18 protein-coding genes are annotated in these 17,768 nt (G+C 57.2%); 11 read left to right on the top strand and 7 right to left on the bottom strand.

What is annotated here, in order from left to right; all coding sequences use genetic code 11:
• Positions 1-40 precede the first annotated feature (40 nt).
• Both ACFCXQ_RS11570 and ACFCXQ_RS11565 read left to right on the top strand, forming a co-directional pair.
• A complete protein-coding gene (locus ACFCXQ_RS11570; protein ID WP_379550737.1) occupies positions 41-400 on the top strand; it encodes a YciI family protein in 360 nt (119 codons plus the stop codon).
• Positions 397-1,596 (top strand): RNA polymerase sigma factor, encoded by a 1,200-nt coding sequence (locus tag ACFCXQ_RS11565; RefSeq protein ID WP_379550735.1) that lies wholly within the window; start codon positions 397-399, stop codon positions 1,594-1,596. Before ACFCXQ_RS11570 ends, ACFCXQ_RS11565 begins: the two co-directional genes overlap by 4 nt.
• On the opposite strand, the gene ACFCXQ_RS11560 is transcribed toward ACFCXQ_RS11565, so the two are convergent.
• Genes ACFCXQ_RS11560 through ACFCXQ_RS11545 form a run of 4 tightly spaced genes read right to left on the bottom strand, consistent with a single transcriptional unit; the run spans position 1,593 to position 4,854 of the window.
• A complete protein-coding gene (locus ACFCXQ_RS11560; RefSeq protein ID WP_379550733.1) occupies positions 1,593-2,276 on the bottom strand; it encodes a DUF2459 domain-containing protein in 684 nt (227 codons plus the stop codon). The two genes, ACFCXQ_RS11565 and ACFCXQ_RS11560, sit on opposite strands and share 4 nt — an antisense overlap.
• Positions 2,273-3,175, bottom strand: a complete 903-nt coding sequence (locus tag ACFCXQ_RS11555; RefSeq protein ID WP_379550731.1) for a 50S ribosomal protein L11 methyltransferase — start codon at positions 3,173-3,175, stop codon at positions 2,273-2,275. Before ACFCXQ_RS11555 ends, ACFCXQ_RS11560 begins: the two co-directional genes overlap by 4 nt.
• A complete protein-coding gene (gene bla / locus ACFCXQ_RS11550; RefSeq protein WP_379550729.1) occupies positions 3,168-4,154 on the bottom strand; it encodes a subclass B3 metallo-beta-lactamase in 987 nt (328 codons plus the stop codon). The genes ACFCXQ_RS11555 and bla overlap by 8 nt, the downstream gene beginning before the upstream one ends.
• Positions 4,144-4,854: an SDR family NAD(P)-dependent oxidoreductase gene (locus ACFCXQ_RS11545; RefSeq protein ID WP_379550727.1), complete on the bottom strand. Its 711-nt coding sequence runs from the start codon at positions 4,852-4,854 to the stop codon at positions 4,144-4,146. The genes bla and ACFCXQ_RS11545 overlap by 11 nt, the downstream gene beginning before the upstream one ends.
• Positions 4,855-4,964: 110 nt before the next feature.
• Here ACFCXQ_RS11545 and sdhC point away from each other — a divergent pair, with 110 nt between their 5' ends.
• The 5 genes from sdhC to ACFCXQ_RS11520 are packed head-to-tail and all read left to right on the top strand — an operon-like array spanning position 4,965 to position 9,912.
• On the top strand, positions 4,965-5,345 hold the full coding sequence (sdhC, locus tag ACFCXQ_RS11540) for a succinate dehydrogenase, cytochrome b556 subunit (protein ID WP_379550725.1): 381 nt from the start codon (positions 4,965-4,967) through the stop codon (positions 5,343-5,345).
• Positions 5,346-5,355: 10 nt separating this feature from the next.
• Positions 5,356-5,742 (top strand): succinate dehydrogenase, hydrophobic membrane anchor protein, encoded by a 387-nt coding sequence (gene sdhD, locus ACFCXQ_RS11535; RefSeq protein WP_379550723.1) that lies wholly within the window; start codon positions 5,356-5,358, stop codon positions 5,740-5,742.
• Positions 5,742-7,571 (top strand): succinate dehydrogenase flavoprotein subunit, encoded by a 1,830-nt coding sequence (sdhA, locus tag ACFCXQ_RS11530; protein ID WP_379550721.1) that lies wholly within the window; start codon positions 5,742-5,744, stop codon positions 7,569-7,571. The genes sdhD and sdhA overlap by 1 nt, the downstream gene beginning before the upstream one ends.
• A gap of 41 nt (positions 7,572-7,612) precedes the next feature.
• Positions 7,613-8,881 (top strand): adenylate/guanylate cyclase domain-containing protein, encoded by a 1,269-nt coding sequence (locus tag ACFCXQ_RS11525; RefSeq protein ID WP_379550719.1) that lies wholly within the window; start codon positions 7,613-7,615, stop codon positions 8,879-8,881.
• A 44-nt stretch (positions 8,882-8,925) separates the two neighbouring features.
• Positions 8,926-9,912 carry a C13 family peptidase gene (locus ACFCXQ_RS11520; RefSeq protein WP_379550717.1) on the top strand — a complete coding sequence of 329 codons (987 nt, stop codon included), beginning with the start codon at positions 8,926-8,928 and terminating at the stop codon, positions 9,910-9,912.
• Here ACFCXQ_RS11520 and ACFCXQ_RS11515 read toward each other — a convergent pair whose 3' ends face one another.
• Positions 9,913-11,532 (bottom strand): esterase-like activity of phytase family protein, encoded by a 1,620-nt coding sequence (locus ACFCXQ_RS11515; protein WP_379550715.1) that lies wholly within the window; start codon positions 11,530-11,532, stop codon positions 9,913-9,915.
• Positions 11,533-11,657: 125 nt separating this feature from the next.
• On the opposite strand from ACFCXQ_RS11515, the gene ACFCXQ_RS11510 reads away from it, so the two are divergent.
• From ACFCXQ_RS11510 to creD, 3 genes are all read left to right on the top strand, one after another.
• A complete protein-coding gene (locus tag ACFCXQ_RS11510; protein ID WP_379550713.1) occupies positions 11,658-12,047 on the top strand; it encodes a BlaI/MecI/CopY family transcriptional regulator in 390 nt (129 codons plus the stop codon).
• The gene (locus ACFCXQ_RS11505; RefSeq protein ID WP_379550711.1) at positions 12,044-13,771 is read left to right on the top strand and encodes a M56 family metallopeptidase; all 1,728 of its coding nucleotides are present in this window, start codon (positions 12,044-12,046) and stop codon (positions 13,769-13,771) included. The genes ACFCXQ_RS11510 and ACFCXQ_RS11505 overlap by 4 nt, the downstream gene beginning before the upstream one ends.
• 177 nt (positions 13,772-13,948) lie before the next feature.
• Positions 13,949-15,370 (top strand): cell envelope integrity protein CreD, encoded by a 1,422-nt coding sequence (gene creD / locus ACFCXQ_RS11500; RefSeq protein WP_379550709.1) that lies wholly within the window; start codon positions 13,949-13,951, stop codon positions 15,368-15,370.
• Between the two features lie 102 nt (positions 15,371-15,472).
• On the opposite strand, the gene ACFCXQ_RS11495 is transcribed toward creD, so the two are convergent.
• The gene (locus ACFCXQ_RS11495) at positions 15,473-15,982 is read right to left on the bottom strand and encodes a hypothetical protein (protein WP_379550707.1); all 510 of its coding nucleotides are present in this window, start codon (positions 15,980-15,982) and stop codon (positions 15,473-15,475) included.
• Positions 15,960-16,832 (bottom strand): KPN_02809 family neutral zinc metallopeptidase, encoded by an 873-nt coding sequence (ypfJ, locus tag ACFCXQ_RS11490; RefSeq protein WP_379550705.1) that lies wholly within the window; start codon positions 16,830-16,832, stop codon positions 15,960-15,962. Before ypfJ ends, ACFCXQ_RS11495 begins: the two co-directional genes overlap by 23 nt.
• Positions 16,833-16,920: 88 nt before the next feature.
• On the opposite strand from ypfJ, the gene ACFCXQ_RS11485 reads away from it, so the two are divergent.
• Positions 16,921-17,676: a 3-hydroxybutyrate dehydrogenase gene (locus ACFCXQ_RS11485; protein WP_379550703.1), complete on the top strand. Its 756-nt coding sequence runs from the start codon at positions 16,921-16,923 to the stop codon at positions 17,674-17,676.
• Positions 17,677-17,768: the final 92 nt, after the last annotated feature.

The following is a 17,768-nucleotide window of genomic DNA, read 5'->3' as shown; positions in this document are numbered from 1 at the left end:
TTCGTCAAAGCGGCGGGGCCACAACAACGGAGAGATAACGATGCAATACATGCTGCTGATCAATGAAAGCGAAGACGCCTATACCGGCGAGAATGCGGCGCAGGTGATGGAAGAAACCCTGGCTGGTCATATGAAGCTGATCGAGAAACTGACCGAAACTGGCGTTGATTGGTCGGGCAACCGGCTGCGCGAGGCCCACACGGCGACCACGCTGCGGTATACCGGTGAAGATGCCGGGGTCCTTCACGACGGCCCGTTCGCTGAAACACATGAAGAGCTTGGCGGATATTACATTGTCGACGTGCCTGATCTCGATGCGGCGGTCGAGTGGGCCAGACAAATCCCGATCCCCGGCGAAGGTGCCATTGAAATCCGCCCGATCTGGCCAGAGGACGAGTGACACTGGCAGCGCCGATAGCTGATGCGCGGCCACAGGTGATTGCTGCCCTGGCCGCGCATTTTCGTGATCTTGATCTGGCCGAAGATGCCTTTAGCGATGCAGTTGAGGCATTGCTGAAGCTGGATGAGATGCCGGACCGCGTGAATGCGTGGCTCTATGTGAGCGCAAAACGCAAAGCGCTTGATCGCATCCGCAGGCAACAGACCGAGACGCGGGCTCTCGCTGCTGAAACACCCGATAGCGATATGGCCGATATACTCGAGTTTCCCGATCCGATACCGGACGAACGGCTGCGGCTGCTGTTTATCTGCTGCCACCCGGCACTGGCAGTAGAAACGCGGGCAGCGCTCGCGCTGCGGATCGTTTGCGGCGTTCCGGTAGAGGATATTGCGCGCACGTTTCTGGTCAAGGAAGCGTCGATGTTCCAACGGATCACGCGGGCCAAGGCAAAGATCCACAGGTCAGGGGTGCCGTTCGAAACGCCTCCGCGCAAGGACTGGCCGGAGCGGATTGAGGCCATTCTGCTGGCTCTCGAACTGGCGTATACGCTGGCTTATCAGGATAGCGCTGGAGAAACCGAGCATGCCGAGCTGGGCGAAGAGGTGGAGCGGCTTGGTGCTATGTTGGCCGAGCTTTGTCCTGAGAATGGCGAAGTGCTGGGCTTTGCTGCGCTGGTCACGCTTGCCACTTCTCGTGTCAATGCGCGCGTGGATGCAGATGGAGTGATGGTTCCATTGTCGCGTCAGGACCCGCAGAAGTGGGATGGCACACGGATAGAGCGAGCGCGTCGCTGGCTTGAGAAAGCAAGCGCGCTAGGAGCCACCGGACCCTATCAGGCGATGGCTGCAATACAGCTGACTCATGCGCGACGATATTTTGGATCGCCAGTCGATTGGCCTGCGATTGCCACTCTATATCAGGCGCTTCTGAAGATGCGGAAGAGTCGCATCGTTGCGATCAATTGTGCGGTCGCGCTGGGGCATGTAGAGGGGGCGGAGGTCGGGCTGAGTTACCTCCGCTCGTTACCATCCGACGGTCTTGAAGCGTACCGCCCATATTATGCGGCTATGGCGCATCTCTATGCCGAGCAGGGCGATACGGATGATGCGCGCTCAGCATTCGACAAAGCATTGGCTTGCGGCCCGGCAGAGGCTGAGCGGCGGTATCTTGAACAGCAGCGCGCTGCGCTTGGCTAGCTGCCAGGTTGTTCCGGCACCCACTTCATCACACCGCCAGCAAGCGGCGTCCAAAGGCCTGTTTTGATGCCTGCCTCGGCCAGCATGTCACTGGTCCACTGATTGCAGGTGTTGCCAATGTGGTATGATCCCGGCGCTTCGTAGAATACGTCATACCAGCTGTAGCCAGGATAGGATTGGCGGGTTTCTTGTGAGGCAGTGCTGCGTTCGATTGCCGTAATAAGTCGCGCATATTCGGCGGGTGTGATCCTGAGTTCACGGTGATTCGGTGACGGCGCGGGATTCGCATAGTGCGCGACATGCAGTAGAGCATCGCCACCAATAATCGCGCCCAGCGCAGTGGAGGGCGTGAGGTCGGTCCATTGCGGCGTGTTGAGGAACACCTCCCGCTCGCCCCAGCTGACCGAGACATGGGTATATGGCCAATCCGGGCGCTCCAAATCGCTTGCTGGAAATTCCTCACGCCAGTCCTTTTGCGGCGAGATTAGCGGCATGACGATGGCAGTATGAACGCCATTGGTTTCGATCATGATCGTGATGCCGTTATCGGGTTCCTGCCAATCGCCATTGCGCGCGATGCTGCTGCCAATCCAGCTGCTTAGAAGGAAGACAACAATGAGCGCGAGCGCTGCGGCGAGGGCCATCCCAAGCCATAGCGCCGCTCGTCGGACAGGCGTCATATGACGCGGCGTTTGCGAAGCCACAATATTGACCAATCACCAAGAACCAGCCTTTGCGCAAGCCGGAAACCCTTGCGGGAATAGGCCGCGCGCACTGCGCTTTCTTGTGTCTCGAGTAAGCCAGCAAGGAGCAGCTGACCGCCCGGCGCGACCGCCCTAGCAAAGTCAGGCGCGAGTTCGATAAGTGGGCCAGCCAAGATGTTAGCAATCAGCAGATCGTATGGCGCGCGCGCTTCCAGTTGCGGATCGTCCATCCCGGGCGCGACAACCATTGAAAGCTCGCCGGATTTCGGTCCCAAGGTTACACCATTCAGCGCAGCATTCTCGCGCACCACAGCATCGCAAACGGGATCAATATCGGATGCAATCGCGTCGGCTTTTGGCCAAAGCCGCATCGCAGCAAACGCCAGCAATCCCGTTCCAGTGCCGATGTCAGCATGATTTCGGATCACGACACCCTGGCGCTTCATTGCGTCCAATTGCGCCAGGCAACCGGCCGTCGTTTCATGCTGCCCAGTGCCAAAGGCGAGGCCCGCCGGGATCGCGAGATTAACCGCGCCATGGGCGGGTGGATGATCAAGCGTATGCACACAAAAGCGGCCCGAGTGGATTGGCTCGACGCCCTTCTGGCTTTCCACCACCCAGTCAGTTTCCGGGAGCTTTTCGATCGCGAACTTCGGCGCGGGCTCTCCAAAAAGCGCTACAAGCGCTTGTTTATCCGCCGCGCCCGGTTTGCGCGGCAACCACGCCTCGAATGCCCAGATATCTGGTTCTGCCTGATCGACTTCGCAAGCCGACACGACGAATTCCGCATCCCATTCCAGCGCCATTTCCTGTGCGGCAAGAGCCGACTTGGCAGCCTCTTGTGATACGACTGTACTGATCTTCCAGCTAGTCACTGGCGGTCTCAGTTGTCTCGTCCAAGAGCCGCTTTTCCATCGCCCGCCAACGATCCATAGCGTAGTAGGCGCATGCAGCGCTCTCGATAACTTTCCCTGTCCGCATTCGCTTGAGCATTCTGCTGGAGGAAGGGTGCGGCGTCAGCAGGATTTGGCAGTCGATCTTTGCAAGCTCCTCAAGCCCTTTCTCATGACGCGCTAAGAGCAACGGATCATCGGTAAATCGGAAGCCTTCGCGGCTAATTGGCGAAAGACTGTCCGCATAGGCCAGCGTCAGGCAATTCTCGCCTTCGCATGATTGCCAGTGCCAGCTGAGCGCACCGGGTGAGTGGCCTGGTGTTTCAATGGCGGTAACGCTGAGCCCGCCAGCAATAACGGTGCCGAGTTGCTCAAGAACTCGCACGTTATCAACCGGCGCCATCGCGTCATGCATACCATGCTGCGGATCATTTGATGGGGAGAGCCCAGTTTTAAAGACGGGGCCTGAAACTCTATTGCCCAAAACCGTCGCGCCGGTAGCTTTTTGAACGACGGCGTGGCCGCCGACATGATCGAAGTGCTCATGGCTGTATAACAGGTAGGTTATGTCTTTTGGGTCGAAGCCAAGAGTTTTGATATTGCGCAAGACGATCTCCGCGCCGGCTTCGGTGCCGCTGTCGATAAGAACGTGCTCGTCATTTCCGACCAGTAGCAATGCTGAGATCCCGCATGTCCCAACGTAATAGGTGTTGCCGTAAACCTTAAAAGGCGGCGCGGGCTTATCCCAATCATCCCATGGGTCGCACGCCGCGACGAAGGGATGGAAATCATCGGGCGTATTCTTGAGGAACTCCGCGTCTTTGCTCGCTACAGGATAGGGATTCCATTTGGAGAGGCTGCTTGTTTCCGGCGAGACGGGAGCGGCGTTTGTCTGCGTGTTAGCGGCTGTACAGGCAGTCAATACAAGTGCTGAGGCCAAAGTCAGAACTCTACCGAACATAGCTTGCTCCATTAGCGTCCAGCGTTGCGCCAGTCATGCTGGGCGGTGCATCGAGCGCGCACCATGCAATCATCTTGGCGATCTCTTCCGGTTCAGCCACCCGGCCAAGTGGAATATCAGCGAGCAATCCCGCTCCGCCGCGACTCTCAAGATAGTCATCTGCCATGGCGGTATCTGTAAAACCGGGAGTTATCGCAAAGCTGAATATGCCGTCTTTTGCATAGGCCCGCGCGATCGTTTTATGCATAGCCAACATGCCGCCCTTGCTCGCAGCGTAATGCCAGTGATCCGGGCTGTCGCCCCGGTGCCCCGCGCGGCTTGCCACATGCACAATGCGGCCGCTAACCCTGCGCTCCAGCCAATGCTTCACCGCAAAGCGCGAGAGCTGAGCCGATGCGGTAAGGTTGATTCGCATCGTATCCTCCCACCCATCGAGCCAGGCAATGTCCGATCCACTCAGCGGGTTCGCTTGAAAAAGCCCGGCGTTATTCACCAGCACATCTACCTCGCCGCCGTACTGCGCTAGGGCATCTTCCCACAATTGCTGCGGTGCGGGTGGTTCGGCAAAGTCTGCGGCAACCATGTCATCGGCGGCGCTGTGGGTCGCTTGGCCGATCACTTTTGCACCGCGCTCTGCCAAAGCTGTTTTGGCGGCGGCGCCAATGCCGCGGCTCGCTCCAGTAAGTAAAATGCGTGTCATGCAAGTGGGTATTCGCAAATTTGCGACGCTTGTCGAGGCCGCATCTCTTGTCAGACCCAACTGGTGCGCTAAGGGGGGGCGACTGAATTGAGACTAACCGGACGATTTTTATGGCTAACCGCCCACTTTCACCGCATTTGCAGATTTGGAAATGGGGCCCGCATATGCTGGTCTCGATCCTTCACCGGGTTACCGGCGATGGCTTGGCTTTGGTAGGGCTTGGCGTTTTGCTGTGGTGGCTTGGGGCAATGGCGAGCGGTCCTGCGGCTTATGCAACCTTCCAAGATCACGCGATGAGCTGGTACGGCATGGTCGTTCTGATCGGCCTGACCTGGGCGTTCTTCACACACATGATGAGCGGTCTGCGCCACTTCGTGCTGGATATGGGCGCTGGCTATGAACTCGATACAAATCGGCTGTGGTCGACATTGTCGCCGCTTATCGCCCTTCTTCTGACTGCGGGCTTCTGGGCCTTCATCTTTACCAAGTGAGCAAAGACTAATGGGTAACGGAACCTCAATCGGACGGGTGCGCGGGCTGGGCTCAGCGCATCATGGCGCACATCACTGGCTAGTGCAGCGCTTCACAGCCATCGGCAATTTGGTGCTGATGGTGTTTTTGCTGGCCAGCCTCGCGCTGCTCCCAGCATATGATCACGCGTCGATGACCAAGTGGATTGCGCAGCCGCTGGTAGCGACTGCCATGGCGCTCTTGGTTATCAGTGTATTTTGGCATGCGCGTCTGGGTCTGCAGGTTTTGATCGAAGATTACATCCATACTTCAGGAAACAAATTTGCAATGATCGCTTTGCTTAACCTCGCCGTGATTGGCGGCGCTAGCTTTGGGCTGTTCAGCATCGCCCGTCTCGCACTCGGAGGGGCGTTCTAATGACCACCGAAGCAAAATACGCCGATTATAAGATCATTGATCACACCTATGACGTTGTCGTTGTTGGCGCGGGCGGTTCTGGCCTACGCGCGACTATGGGCGCAGCTGAAGCTGGCCTGAAAACAGCCAACATTACCAAGGTTTTCCCGACCCGTTCGCACACGGTTGCGGCTCAGGGCGGCATTGCTGCTAGCCTCGGCAACAATACGCCGGATCATTGGTCATGGCATATGTATGACACGGTAAAGGGTTCGGATTGGCTCGGCGATCAGGACGCGATTGAGTATCTGGTTCGCGAAGCACCGGCTGCGGTCTATGAGCTAGAGCATGCCGGTGTGCCGTTTAGTCGTAACGAAGACGGCACGATTTATCAGCGCCCCTTTGGCGGGCACATGCAGAATATGGGCGAGGGACCTCCGGTGCAGCGCACTTGCGCCGCAGCCGACCGTACAGGCCATGCGATGCTCCATGCGCTTTATCAGCAGAGCCTAAAGTACGATGCGGATTTCTTCATTGAGTATTTCGCGCTCGATCTGATCATGAAAGATACGCCCGACGGTAAGGTTTGCGTCGGCGTGATCGCAATGTGCATGGACGATGGCACGATCCACCGCTTCCGCTCGCATTCAGTTGTACTGGCAACAGGCGGTTATGGCCGCAGCTATTTCACTGCGACTTCGGCGCATACGTGCACTGGCGATGGCGGCGGCATGGTGCTGCGCGCTGGATTGCCATTGCAGGATATGGAGTTCGTCCAGTTCCACCCGACCGGCATTTACGGCGCTGGCGTTCTCATTACCGAGGGCGCACGGGGCGAGGGCGGCTACCTCACCAACTCCGAAGGGGAGCGCTTTATGGAGCGTTATGCTCCATCGGCGAAAGACCTCGCATCACGCGACGTCGTTTCCCGCTCAATGGCGCTGGAAATGCGCGAAGGGCGCGGCGTAGGTAAGGATGGCGATCACATCTTCCTACACCTCGATCATATCGATCCCAAGGTGCTGGGCGAACGCCTCCCTGGCATCACCGAGAGCGGCAAAATCTTTGCCGGTGTCGACCTGACGCGTGAGCCTCTGCCAGTTACGCCGACCGTGCACTACAATATGGGCGGCATTCCCTGTAATTATCACGGCGAAGTATGCGCCGGTGACCCGAAAGATCCTGAAAAGACTGTGCCCGGCTTGTTTGCCGTCGGCGAAGCAGCCTGCGTGTCAGTCCACGGCGCAAACCGCCTTGGCTCCAACTCGTTGATCGACTTGGTCGTGTTTGGCCGCGCAACGGGCCACCGCCTGCGCGACACAGTCAAAGCTGGCACCAGCCATGACGAGCTTCCTGCTGGCAGTGCCGATCTGGCGCTCGCTCGCCTTGATCATTTCCGCCATGCCAAAGGCGGCACGCCGACAGCGGCAATCCGTTCGGAGATGCAGAAGGGTATGCAGAAGCACGCTGCTGTTTTCCGTGACAGCAAGCTCCTCGCTGAAGGCGTTGAGCTGCTCAAGAATGTCAACAAGCAGATGGAAGATGTGTCCGTTGCTGACCGTTCGCTCATCTGGAACAGTGACCTTATCGAAACGCTAGAACTCGACAATCTGATGGCGCAGTCTTGCGTGACGATTGCCAGCGCTGAAAATCGCAAGGAAAGCCGCGGCGCTCATGCGCATGAGGACTTCCCTGATCGCGACGACGCGAATTGGATGAAGCACACGATTGCCTGGTTCGAGGGCTGGGGCGGCAATGGTGGTGACGTCAAAATCGACTATCGGCCGGTGCACGAGTTCACGCTGACCGATGATGCGAAATACATCGAGCCCAAAGCGCGCGTTTATTAAGCCACTGGCTTAGTAGCGGCGGCTGACATAAGCGAGGGCTCATGAGCTGGAGCCAATATCTCTTTCCTCGTTTTGAGGATCCAGATGTCGAACGGGCATATGTTGAGCAGGAGCGTTCCGAGCGTATCCCCGCGACGCGGTTTCTCGCCGCCTTGGCGGTCGTTACGCTGATTACATATATTGGGTTCAACCCCATGCACTTCCCCACTCAGGGGGTAATCGATTATAATATCGCTGCTGGCACATTCATCGCGTTATTGCTGGGGCTTTTTGCTCTCACGCATACTGAAATTTATGTGAAATATCCTTCCGTCGATCTGATCGTCTTTACGCTCATGATCGGCGCGATGATCATGCTGGTGGAGGCGCTTGCGGGGCAAGCCGCGATTACGGGCATTTCCCGCTTCGGCATGGCAGTCATCAATCTTGGCATTTTGGTAGTTTTTGCAAGTATTGGCTTTGTGGCAAACACGCGCCGCTTTCTTGCTTGGGCGCTGTTGTTAGTCGTCTCTTATCTCGTGTTTTTGCTGCAAGCTGATCGGACAATCGTGAACAAGGTTTATACCTTCACCAATTTCACGACGTTTTTCACCTTCGCATGCTATGTAAATTGGGACATTGATCGGCGCGCTCGCAAGTCCTTCTCGGCCCATCTGGCGCTTGAAGATGAGCAGATGAAAACCAAGGAAATGCTACACAATGTGCTGCCGCAAGATGTGGCGCAGCGGCTCCGCGATGGTGAGGCGGTTGCGGATTCTTTCTCCGATGTGTCGGTGATCTTTGTGGATATGGTGGGCTTTTCAAACCTCGCCAAGACGCTTTCGCCGGGTCATCTGGTGCGCTTGCTCAACGACATCTTCCAGCGGATCGACACTTGCGCTGACGAGGCTGGTGTAGAGAAGGTGAAGACCATCGGGGACGCCTATCTTGCGGTCTCAGGCGGAAATGCTTCCACCGGCATGGATGCGCAAACGGCGATTGCATTCGGCCAGTTGGTGATCGCTTCGGTCAAGGAATATGCGGACGAAACGGGGATCAATGTTCGCGTGCGTGTCGGCATCCATACCGGGCCTGTTGTCGGCGGTGTGATCGGCAAACAACGGCTCGCCTACGACTATTGGGGCGACACCATGAACATTGCCAGCCGCATCGAAGGGGCGGCGCAGCCTAATGGTATCGCAGTTTCAGAAGCGACCTTCTACGGCGTCGAGGGGGCTGTACTGTTCGGTCAGCCGGAATTGATGCCTTTGAAAGGCGTGGGCGAGCTCAAAGTATATCCAGTGGTGATGGATGAGGGCGGGCAGGCTTAGTTCGCACGCTTGACTTGCGTGCTCAGTTGCCGCCATCTCAAGTAATGATCAGACGCTCACGTTTCATCACTGCTTGCCTCGTTGCGCTAAGCGCGGGAGCGGCGGCGCAAGGTGTCGAGCACTCGGCGCTCCAGCCGCCACCACACACACAGCCTTGGCCTTCAATTGGATCGGGAGAGGGTAAGTCGGCACAAGCAGCCAGTCTCCAGCTCGGGCCAGAGATGCAGCGCGGGATCTCGCCGCAAGAAGTGCTTCGTGAGAGGCGTCTGCTTGATGCAGAGCTTGATGGGATTGCCGCCCAGCGCCCTGGCACAGTTGATGCGTATGTTGTCACGGTAGCGCTCGATAGCGATCCGGTATTTGCCCGCGAAGCGCGCGAGGCACGCCGGGTCTTATCCCGTCGTTACGGCGCGAACGGGCGCGCGATCACGCTTGCCGGTCCAGATGGTGTGACTGGAGATATCCGACCCAAGGGTTCAATCAGCGCGCTTATGTATACGCTTGCGCGCCTGTCGGAAGTAATGGACCCGCAAGAGGATGTGCTGGTGCTATATTCGACCAGCCACGGCATTCCGCAAGGGCTGACCTATCACTACGGGGACAGTGGTTATGGCATTTTGTCGCCGCAATATTTCCGTGATGCGCTGACCGAATTGGGTTTGCAAAAACGCCTCCTCATTTTGAGCGCCTGCTTCTCCGGAACGTTTGTGCCTTATCTCGCAGGGCCGGACACTGCGATATTGACGGCGGCGGCTTTTAACCGGACTTCATTTGGCTGCGAGGCGGAGAATGACTGGACCTATTTTGGTGATGCTATGATCAACCGGGCGCTGCGTAAACCGCATGGTTTGGTGCTGGCTGCCCGTGAAGCAAGCAGCGACATTGCCAAATGGGAAGGGAATAAGAACCTCACACCTTCGCTTCCCCAAACTCTAATCGGAGCATCAGCGAAAGAATGGCTCGCGGTGCTGGAGGCGCAAATCCCGCAAGATACGACCCGGCCAGTGGGACGACCTGCGGTCGGGGAATAGTTACGCCGGTTCGAGCGCAGCCTGCTCTTCGGCTGTGAGCGCTTGCTCCTCAGTATCACGCGCAATTGGAGCGCGCCGCATCGAGATAATTTCGACCGTGTCTGCCAACATTTGTCCTTTGAGAAATCCCTCACCTTCGTCAGGATCGACTGGGTCCAGATGGATGGAGCGCACCACATCCATGCCTGCAACAACATAGCCGAACACTGCAAATCCGGGGTGCAATTCAGGATCCTCTGCGGTCGGATTGGCATCAAGGCCTCGTTGATCGCCGATCATAATGGAGAAGTCGCCCTTCGCAGTTCCGGGTGCAAACCGCGCCATGGAGAGAGCGCCATTGGTGTGGCTCAATCCAGTCTCATTGGTGGGTTCGTGCGCTATTGGGTCCAGTACGCGTTTAGGGTCATTTTGCGTGCCTCCTTGTAAGAAGCCGGCTTGCTCATCCGTCCAATTTGAGCGGACCGCGCGGTAAAAGCGGGTGCCGTTATAGCGCCCTTCCTCCACATAACGCAGGAAGTTGGCAGCGGTGATCGGGGCGCGCTCTGTTTCAAGATCGATAGTGATTGAGCCCCTAGGCGTATCCATAATCACGCGTGCGGTCTGATAGACCGGTTCCGGTGTTCCGGGCGCTTGGGCAGCATTCTGATTGACTAGAAATTTGAGCAAAAGCGTTCGCTGGCATTCGGGGTTCTGTGGCTCGCGGCATTTGCTGAAGTTGTTGTCGGACACGATGTAGAGATATGTCTGAGTTCCCTCCTCGCGCACAGCCAAGCCTTCAAAATTGTCGATCGTGAGCTCATTGGTCCAACTCGCAAGCACTTCGCTTTGCCCATCCGCGCTCATCGCAAGGATCGCTGCTGCATTGCCGAGTTCGCGTGAGTAGCTGCGAAAGAGAATGTAGCACACGCCATTGCTTGCGCAGTCAGCCCCGGTTGGCACTCCACCGAGTTCATTGAGCGGCGAGGGTGTCTCAAGTGATAAACTGGTGAGAGCTTGATCGCTTTGGCGCAGGCAATTCGGCCTCGCCGTGCTGGGCCATTCACCACATGCAAGCCAGCCATCGGGCGTGATTGCCAAGGTTTCCAAGCCGCCATTGTCATCGGCATCAGTGGTGAGTGAACTGACGTCGAGCGTCGCCGTTTGCGCAGCTTCACCCAGCGCTGAGTAGCGCAGAACCCTGTGTTCGCGCTCGAACCCCACCAGCCATTCGCCAGCCTCGTCAATCGCTAGCGACTCGGCATCAGCGCGGGTTTTGCCGCTCAGGCGTTTGCCATTAGCGCCACGCAATGACCCGGTTTCAATCTCGACGACATCGCGCAGTTCGTCACGCGATTCGTCAAGTTCCATGCCGAACCACCGGCCATCATCGCTTACAGCATGGAGGCGGCCATCGGCCCATTCGAGTCCTGACAAGCCTCCTATCTTGTTCTTTCCTTTACCAGGCTCAATTTCAACACCGCCGCGATAGGACAGCTTGCCGAGTTTCTCCTCTTTGGGGTCTTTCGGGTTGAGTTCGACCGTCGTGGTCTGCGGAAGTACCATATCTTGCGCATGGGCTGCTCCGGCAAGGGCCAGGGCGGAAAAGCATGCTGCACCGATCAGGGTTCTGAGTGAGGTCATTGTCGCAGTCTGACCTCCGTTAGGCTGAGGATCAACCCACATATAATCACATTCATTCAAGCTTCATGTTTACATTCGTAATCGAAACATCTACAGACGTAGTCGTTAGTCCATGGAGAGCTGTCATGCCGCGAGGAAAAACAACAAATGTCGAGCGTATCTCAGAAGCTGAGCACGCCGTGATGGAGACGCTGTGGGATGAGAGCCCGCTTAGCGCGAGCGATGTTTGTGACCGCGTGTGCGAACGGCGGGACTGGTCAATTGCGACGGTGAAGACGCTGCTTTCGCGCCTTGTGGCGAAGGGCGCGCTTACTACGGAGCCTGATGGTCGGAAATTTCTTTATCACCCGCTGATCGAGCGGGCTGACTATGTCGATGGCGAATCGCGCCGCCTTGTGGACCGATTGTTTGGAGGGAAGGCCGCCTCACTATTCGCGCATCTGGCCGAGAGCGAATCGCTAACCGACAAGGATCTCAATGAGATTGAGGATTTGCTGAAGGAGCTGCGCAAATGACTCAGTTCTTGCTCGAAACCTTACTTTGGACCGGCGCGCTTATCGCTTTGGTCTTAGTGCTTCGCCGCCCGGTTACTCGCTGGCTCGGGGCTCAAGCTGCTTATGCGCTGTGGCTGCTGCCCGTTGCCCGACTATTCATGCCGCCGATTGTTTTGCCTGCTTGGCTAAAGCCGGAAGCACCGCTCTCAACCGGTTCTGGATCCGAGACTATCGCTTTTGGCGGGGAACTGGATGCAGTAAACGGCTCTGCGGTGGCAACGCCACTCGAAAGCGCTGTGCTCCCCGATGAGACTTATCAATTAGCAGCGGCGGCAGAGTCCTCGTTCCTGCCGTCGCCTGCTGACTTAGTCGCGGCTTTGCTGGTGATCTGGATCATTGGTGCAGCTGTCTTTCTCGCGAGGCGTTTCGTGCAGTATCATGCAATGCGTGCTGAATTGCTCGAAGGTTCATATTCAGTCGGTCAATCGGGCAACGTTCGTCTGGTCGAGACATCAGCTGTAGATGGGCCGGTTGCGTTTGGCGTGCTCGACAAAGTGGTGGCACTGCCGCTCGACTTTATGATCAGCCGCGATCGCACCGCACGCGATCTGGCGATTGAGCATGAACTTGCTCATCATCACGGCCACGATCTTCTCGCTAACATTTGCGTCCAACCGCTCTTTGCCTTGCATTGGTTTAACCCGCTGGGCTGGGTGGGGTGGCGCGCTTTGCGGCGTGACCAAGAGGCGGCTTGTGATGCCCGCGTTCTTGCGTCGCGGCCTAAAGATGACCGTGCAAAGTATGCCGGTGTGATCGCTGAGTTGGCCACCGCGGCCAACGGCAACACCCGTCTCGCGCTCGCCGCACCAATGGCTTGTCCAGTTTTGGGGGACAAATCCATAATCCATCGACTGAGGAGTATCTCGATGTCAGACATTTCCCATAGGCGTAAGCTCACTGGCCGCGCCTTGCTGGTTGGGGGCGCACTCACGCTGCCGCTGACTGCATCAATTAGTTATGCGACCGCGCCAGCGCCAGCTGCCCCCACTGCGCCGCTCGCTATGATTGCACCTGTTCCGCCAGCGCCACCCATAGCCCCAGTGCCACCTGCTCCGATTTCGTTGCAGGCGGCGACGCAGGGAAATTTTTCGGTTGATGCTGAGACGCTTGCTGATGTCGAGCGAGAGCTTGACGAGCTGGACGCAGAACTTGAGCGTGCTGAGGAGGAGATTGAGCGGGAACTGGAGCGCGCAGAAGAGCGTGCGGAACGCGAAATTGAGCGCGAAGAGCGCAGCCTCGAGAGAAGCGAGCGTAGCGAGGAGCGAGAGCGTGAGATCCGCATCATCCGGAGCAACTCTCGTAATATTAGTGCAGAAGCGGCGCGTCAGGCTCGCATTTCCATCCAGAAAGTCCGCAAAGACTTTGCCGAGAATGGCAAGATGAGAACTGAGCTGCGGCTCGCCCTAGCAGAGGCGCATTCACGCAAGCCGAAGGTCGTGGTCGATTGCAAAGGCGATTCGAGCGAAATTGCCGTGCATGAGACAGATGACAACGGTCAGACGACAATCTTCTTATGCCGGACGGCAATTGAGAAAACGGCGCGAGACTCGATCGGTTATGCCCGCGAGGCGATTGAGCGTGATCGCAGTATGTCAGCCGGCCACAAAGCCGAGGCCCTGCGCTCGATTGATGAGGCCCTGCGTGAACTAGATGTCAGCATTAGCGAGCTTAACGTCACCACGTGATCCTGATCATGCCGTAGAGCTTGACAGAATCCCCAACGACGGGCGGTTGATCGGCAAGGATCAGCCGCCCACTTTTTTGCGCTTTTCGCCCGAATTGAGTAGCGGAAGTTAAGTTCACAAAGCGTTCAGTTCATCGCTCACAAAGAACGGTTTATCGTATCGATAGGAGGTTGACCGATGCGGAAAGAACGTTCCCCAGGTTTCAAATTATTTATGGCTGCGGCAATCGGACTTGCTCTGATTATCCCGCTTTCTATTGTCTATCTGCTGGTCAGCGACCGGCAGCATCAATCGCGTGTAGCGCAGGACAATATCACGCAAGGGTGGGGCGGCGCACAGGTCGTCACCGGTCCAGTTCTGGTGGTTCCCTACGATCAAGAGCGGCAAATAAGTGAGCAGCAAGGTGATCGCACTGTTACTAGGACGGTTACTGAGCGACGCGAGCTTTATCTCTCGGCTGAGCAGCAGACTATTAACGCTGGTCTGGAGCCGGAAACGCGCAGCTATTCGATTTACCAAACAGTGACATATCTCGCCTCGCTTGATGGCACTTCGCGATTTGCCTTGCCCGCCGATTTTGAACGGCTTGGCGTTGACCGCGAGGACCTGCTTTTTGATGAGGCCGAGCTGCGGTTTGGTGCATCTGATGCGCGCGGACTTCAAAGCGGTGCGGAGGTCACGGCCAATGGTACGCCTGTCGAACTCAAGCCAGGCCGCGGTCCCAACGCAAGCGGCAACTCAGGTTTCCATGGCTTTTTTGATTGGTCAGAGAGCGAGCCTCTGGAGCTGACGTGGTCTTATTCTGTACGCGGTAGCCGCTCCATCGCCATTGTGCCGCGGGGTGGGGAGTCGACGATTATCGTAACGTCTCCGTGGCCGCACCCGAGCTTTGGCGGCGACTTCATCCCGGACACGAAAGAGGTTGCGGAAGAAGGCTTTACTGCCAGCTGGTCGGTCACCAATCTTGCTTTGAACGAGGCATTGGTGCGGCTTGAGGATCCCGGTCCGCCGACCATTCGCGAAGCGGAAGATGCCAGGTTCTATTCCTCTGCCGACACCAATAGTGGGCAAAGTCGGGCCGCTTCCATCAGGCTGATCGAACCGGTGGATGTTTACAATCAGGTAGACCGCAGCGTGAAATATGGCTTCTTGTTCATTGGCTTCACATTCTTGGCCTTCTTGATGTTTGATCTGATTGCTGGCGCCCGGGTTGCGGCGGCGGAGTATTTACTCACGGGTGTAGGGCTGGTGCTATTCTTCGTGTTGCTGCTCGCATTCTCCGAGGTCATCGGATTTGCCTTGGCATATGTTGTAGCCAGCGCGGCCGTGATTGGCTTGCTTACTGCTTATAGTGCAGCAGTGCTTTCAAGCTGGAAACGGTCAGGTGTCATCGGCGCATTGCTCGTTGGGCTCTATGCGCTGCTTTACATCCTGCTCAGCCTTGAAGCGTATTCGCTGATCATTGGCTCGCTGCTGCTCTTCGTAGCACTAGCGGCGGTGATGTACGCAACCCGCAGCATCGACTGGTCAAGTGTTGCCGTTCGTGAGGACAAGCCGAAAGGTGAGGGAGAGCAGACACCGCAGGTCACCGCAAGTTGACCTGAAAGGCTAAGGCTTACAAAATGACGGGTCCGGAGCGGTGCTTCGGACCCGTTTTCGTTATTCTAGGCGGTCATCTGTCAGATTGTTCAAACGAATGAGTTAGCGGCGAGCTGGGCGCCCGGGAAAGGCACAGCCGCGTTGCTGACCAATACCCTTTAGGAACCCGCGACGAACTGCGCCCGCCAGGATTGCTTGCTCAAACCGGCGCTTGCGGTCCGCCGCGCCAGTGGCTTCACGCAAAAGTCCGCGAAATGGGATCAACCCGCCAACAACAGATTGTGCGACTTTGCCCGCTGTGATGTTTTTCTCTTCATCAGTGGCGACATCGAGGTCCGGACCGAGCACGGCATCCAAACGCCTCACCTCGTCAATCAGCGCTCGGCAACGGCCAAGGCCCTGCGTTGAGTAAGGTGCACTTGCTGCGTCAATCAAAACCGGCGGAATTTCGTCTTTGGCGAGATTGAGATCTTTCAGGGGTGTTCTGGCTACGTCGACAGCATCGGGATCACGATCGGTCACGCGTTGATCAGACACCTGCGCAATCGAAGGTGTTGCCAAGCCAACAAGCAACCCAGCAAAGAGTGATTTAGCGCAGAGCTGTAATTTCATCGCATTGCCTATCATTGCCTTGGATACCCAGGCGCAGCGCCTGCATTCGTTGTTCACTGGTTCCATGAGTGAACCCCTCTGGATTGACGCGCTGGCCAGCACGGCGCTGCAACGTGTCATCGCCGATGGAACTCGCCGCTCGCATGCCTTCCTCAACATCGCCTGCCTCGATCAGATTGCGGTTCTTGCCCGCCCACACTCCGGCATAGCAGTCTGCTTGCAGCTCCATCAGGACTTGCAGTTGATTGGACGCGCGGGGATTCTGCTGTTGGGCACTGCGGATTTGTTGCGCAATCCCGGTTATCGTCTGGATGTGATGACCGTATTCGTGTGCAACGACATAAAGCCGCGCGAAGTCTCCTCGATCTCCCGCCATTTGCGCGAGCTGATCGTAAAAGCCTACATCGATGTAAATCGTCTGGTCACCCGGACAGTAGAATGGTCCCATATTAACCGAGCCCGGACCACATGCGGTATTGAAACGCTGGCTCGTCGCAAACTTGAGCGTGGGTTGCTGGAACTGAACGCCTTGCTCAGCGAACACCTGAGCCCAAGTTTGGTTCAGTGAATCGAGCGCGCTGCACGTCTCAGCCGCATATGCGTTGGAGTCGCAAATCGCTTGCTCATTCTCATTCGAGCCAGCGGTCTGCTGTTGCGGCGCGCTGCCATCCTGCATCCCGCCAATCGTTGCAGCGGTTTGGAAAGGATCAGCGCCAAATACGAAATACGCAATTGCTGCGATCACAATAGTGCCGCAGCCAATGCCGCCGCCGCGCCCACCGGGCATACGGCGCCCTCCACCGGTTGTTCCAACTTGAATATTGTCGGTGTTAAATGGATTTAAGCGCATTTCTCTCCCCCGCTATGCTATGCGCTGGACAGTAAGCACAAAGCACGCGAAAGCGAAGGGGATATATCGAATTCTTGCGGAGGTTTACGTGTTTCTGGACGGCAAAAAGGCACTGATTACCGGTTCAACTTCGGGCATAGGGTTGGCGGTTGCGCGCTCTTTGCGTGCGGAAGGCGCGGAGGTTGTCCTCAACGGATTTGGCGACGCAGGCGAGATTGCAAAACTCTGTGCGGAGCTTGGCGCGAGCTATTCTGGCGCTGATCTAACCGATGTCGCTCAAGTCGAGGAAATGATGGCGGAGGCTGGCGGCGTCGACATCCTCGTCAACAATGCCGGCACGCAGCATGTCAGTCCGGTTGAAGACTTTCCGATCGACAAATGGAACCTGATTATCGCGCTTAATCTGACCGCCGCCTTCCACACCACGAGGCTTGCCGTACCTGCGATGAAGGAGAAGGGCTGGGGACGGATCATTAACACTGCGAGCGCGCATTCGCTCACTGCATCGCCATTCAAAAGCGCATACAACGCCAGCAAACATGGGATTGCGGGCTTCACCAAGACGATCGCGCTGGAGCTGGCGCAGACGGGGGTCACCGCGAACTGCATCAGCCCGGGTTATGTGTGGACGCCGCTGATTGAAGGACAGATTCCTGATACGATGAAAGCGCGCGGGCTAAGCCGTGAGGAGGTCATCAATGACGTGCTGCTCGCCAAGCAGCCGACCAAGAAATTCGTCCAACCTGAAGAGGTCGGCGCGCTCGCTGTGTTCCTCTGCCGCGAGGAGGCTGGGAATGTGACCGGTGCGAATTGGAGCATTGATGGAGGCTGGACGGCGGAGTAGGGGCGCTTTCCACCCGTTTTCGCTCTTTACCCCACTAGCGTTCGCGGCAAACCCGCGTTAGAGGCACCCGTCACGATTCTTCACGCGCAAAG

Source organism: Qipengyuania rhodophyticola (assembly GCF_042493225.1).
In the GTDB taxonomy this organism is placed as follows: Bacteria; Pseudomonadota; Alphaproteobacteria; order Sphingomonadales; family Sphingomonadaceae; genus Erythrobacter.
This window is presented reverse-complemented; position numbering and strand designations above follow the sequence as displayed.

Bases quoted from the DNA above. Each gene is read 5' to 3' on its own strand.
- ACFCXQ_RS11570 (WP_379550737.1), top strand. From the start codon at position 41: ATGCAATACATGCTGCTGATCAATGAAAGCGAAGACGCCTATACCGGC.
- ACFCXQ_RS11560 (WP_379550733.1), bottom strand. From the start codon at position 2,276: ATGACGCCTGTCCGACGAGCGGCGCTATGGCTTGGGATGGCCCTCGCC.
- bla (WP_379550729.1), bottom strand. From the start codon at position 4,154: ATGTTCGGTAGAGTTCTGACTTTGGCCTCAGCACTTGTATTGACTGCC.
- ACFCXQ_RS11545 (WP_379550727.1), bottom strand. From the start codon at position 4,854: ATGACACGCATTTTACTTACTGGAGCGAGCCGCGGCATTGGCGCCGCC.
- sdhC (WP_379550725.1), top strand. From the start codon at position 4,965: ATGGCTAACCGCCCACTTTCACCGCATTTGCAGATTTGGAAATGGGGC.
- sdhD (WP_379550723.1), top strand. From the start codon at position 5,356: ATGGGTAACGGAACCTCAATCGGACGGGTGCGCGGGCTGGGCTCAGCG.
- sdhA (WP_379550721.1), top strand. From the start codon at position 5,742: ATGACCACCGAAGCAAAATACGCCGATTATAAGATCATTGATCACACC.
- ACFCXQ_RS11525 (WP_379550719.1), top strand. From the start codon at position 7,613: ATGAGCTGGAGCCAATATCTCTTTCCTCGTTTTGAGGATCCAGATGTC.
- ACFCXQ_RS11520 (WP_379550717.1), top strand. From the start codon at position 8,926: ATGATCAGACGCTCACGTTTCATCACTGCTTGCCTCGTTGCGCTAAGC.
- ACFCXQ_RS11515 (WP_379550715.1), bottom strand. From the start codon at position 11,532: ATGACCTCACTCAGAACCCTGATCGGTGCAGCATGCTTTTCCGCCCTG.
- ACFCXQ_RS11510 (WP_379550713.1), top strand. From the start codon at position 11,658: ATGCCGCGAGGAAAAACAACAAATGTCGAGCGTATCTCAGAAGCTGAG.
- ACFCXQ_RS11505 (WP_379550711.1), top strand. From the start codon at position 12,044: ATGACTCAGTTCTTGCTCGAAACCTTACTTTGGACCGGCGCGCTTATC.
- creD (WP_379550709.1), top strand. From the start codon at position 13,949: ATGCGGAAAGAACGTTCCCCAGGTTTCAAATTATTTATGGCTGCGGCA.
- ACFCXQ_RS11495 (WP_379550707.1), bottom strand. From the start codon at position 15,982: ATGAAATTACAGCTCTGCGCTAAATCACTCTTTGCTGGGTTGCTTGTT.
- ypfJ (WP_379550705.1), bottom strand. From the start codon at position 16,832: ATGCGCTTAAATCCATTTAACACCGACAATATTCAAGTTGGAACAACC.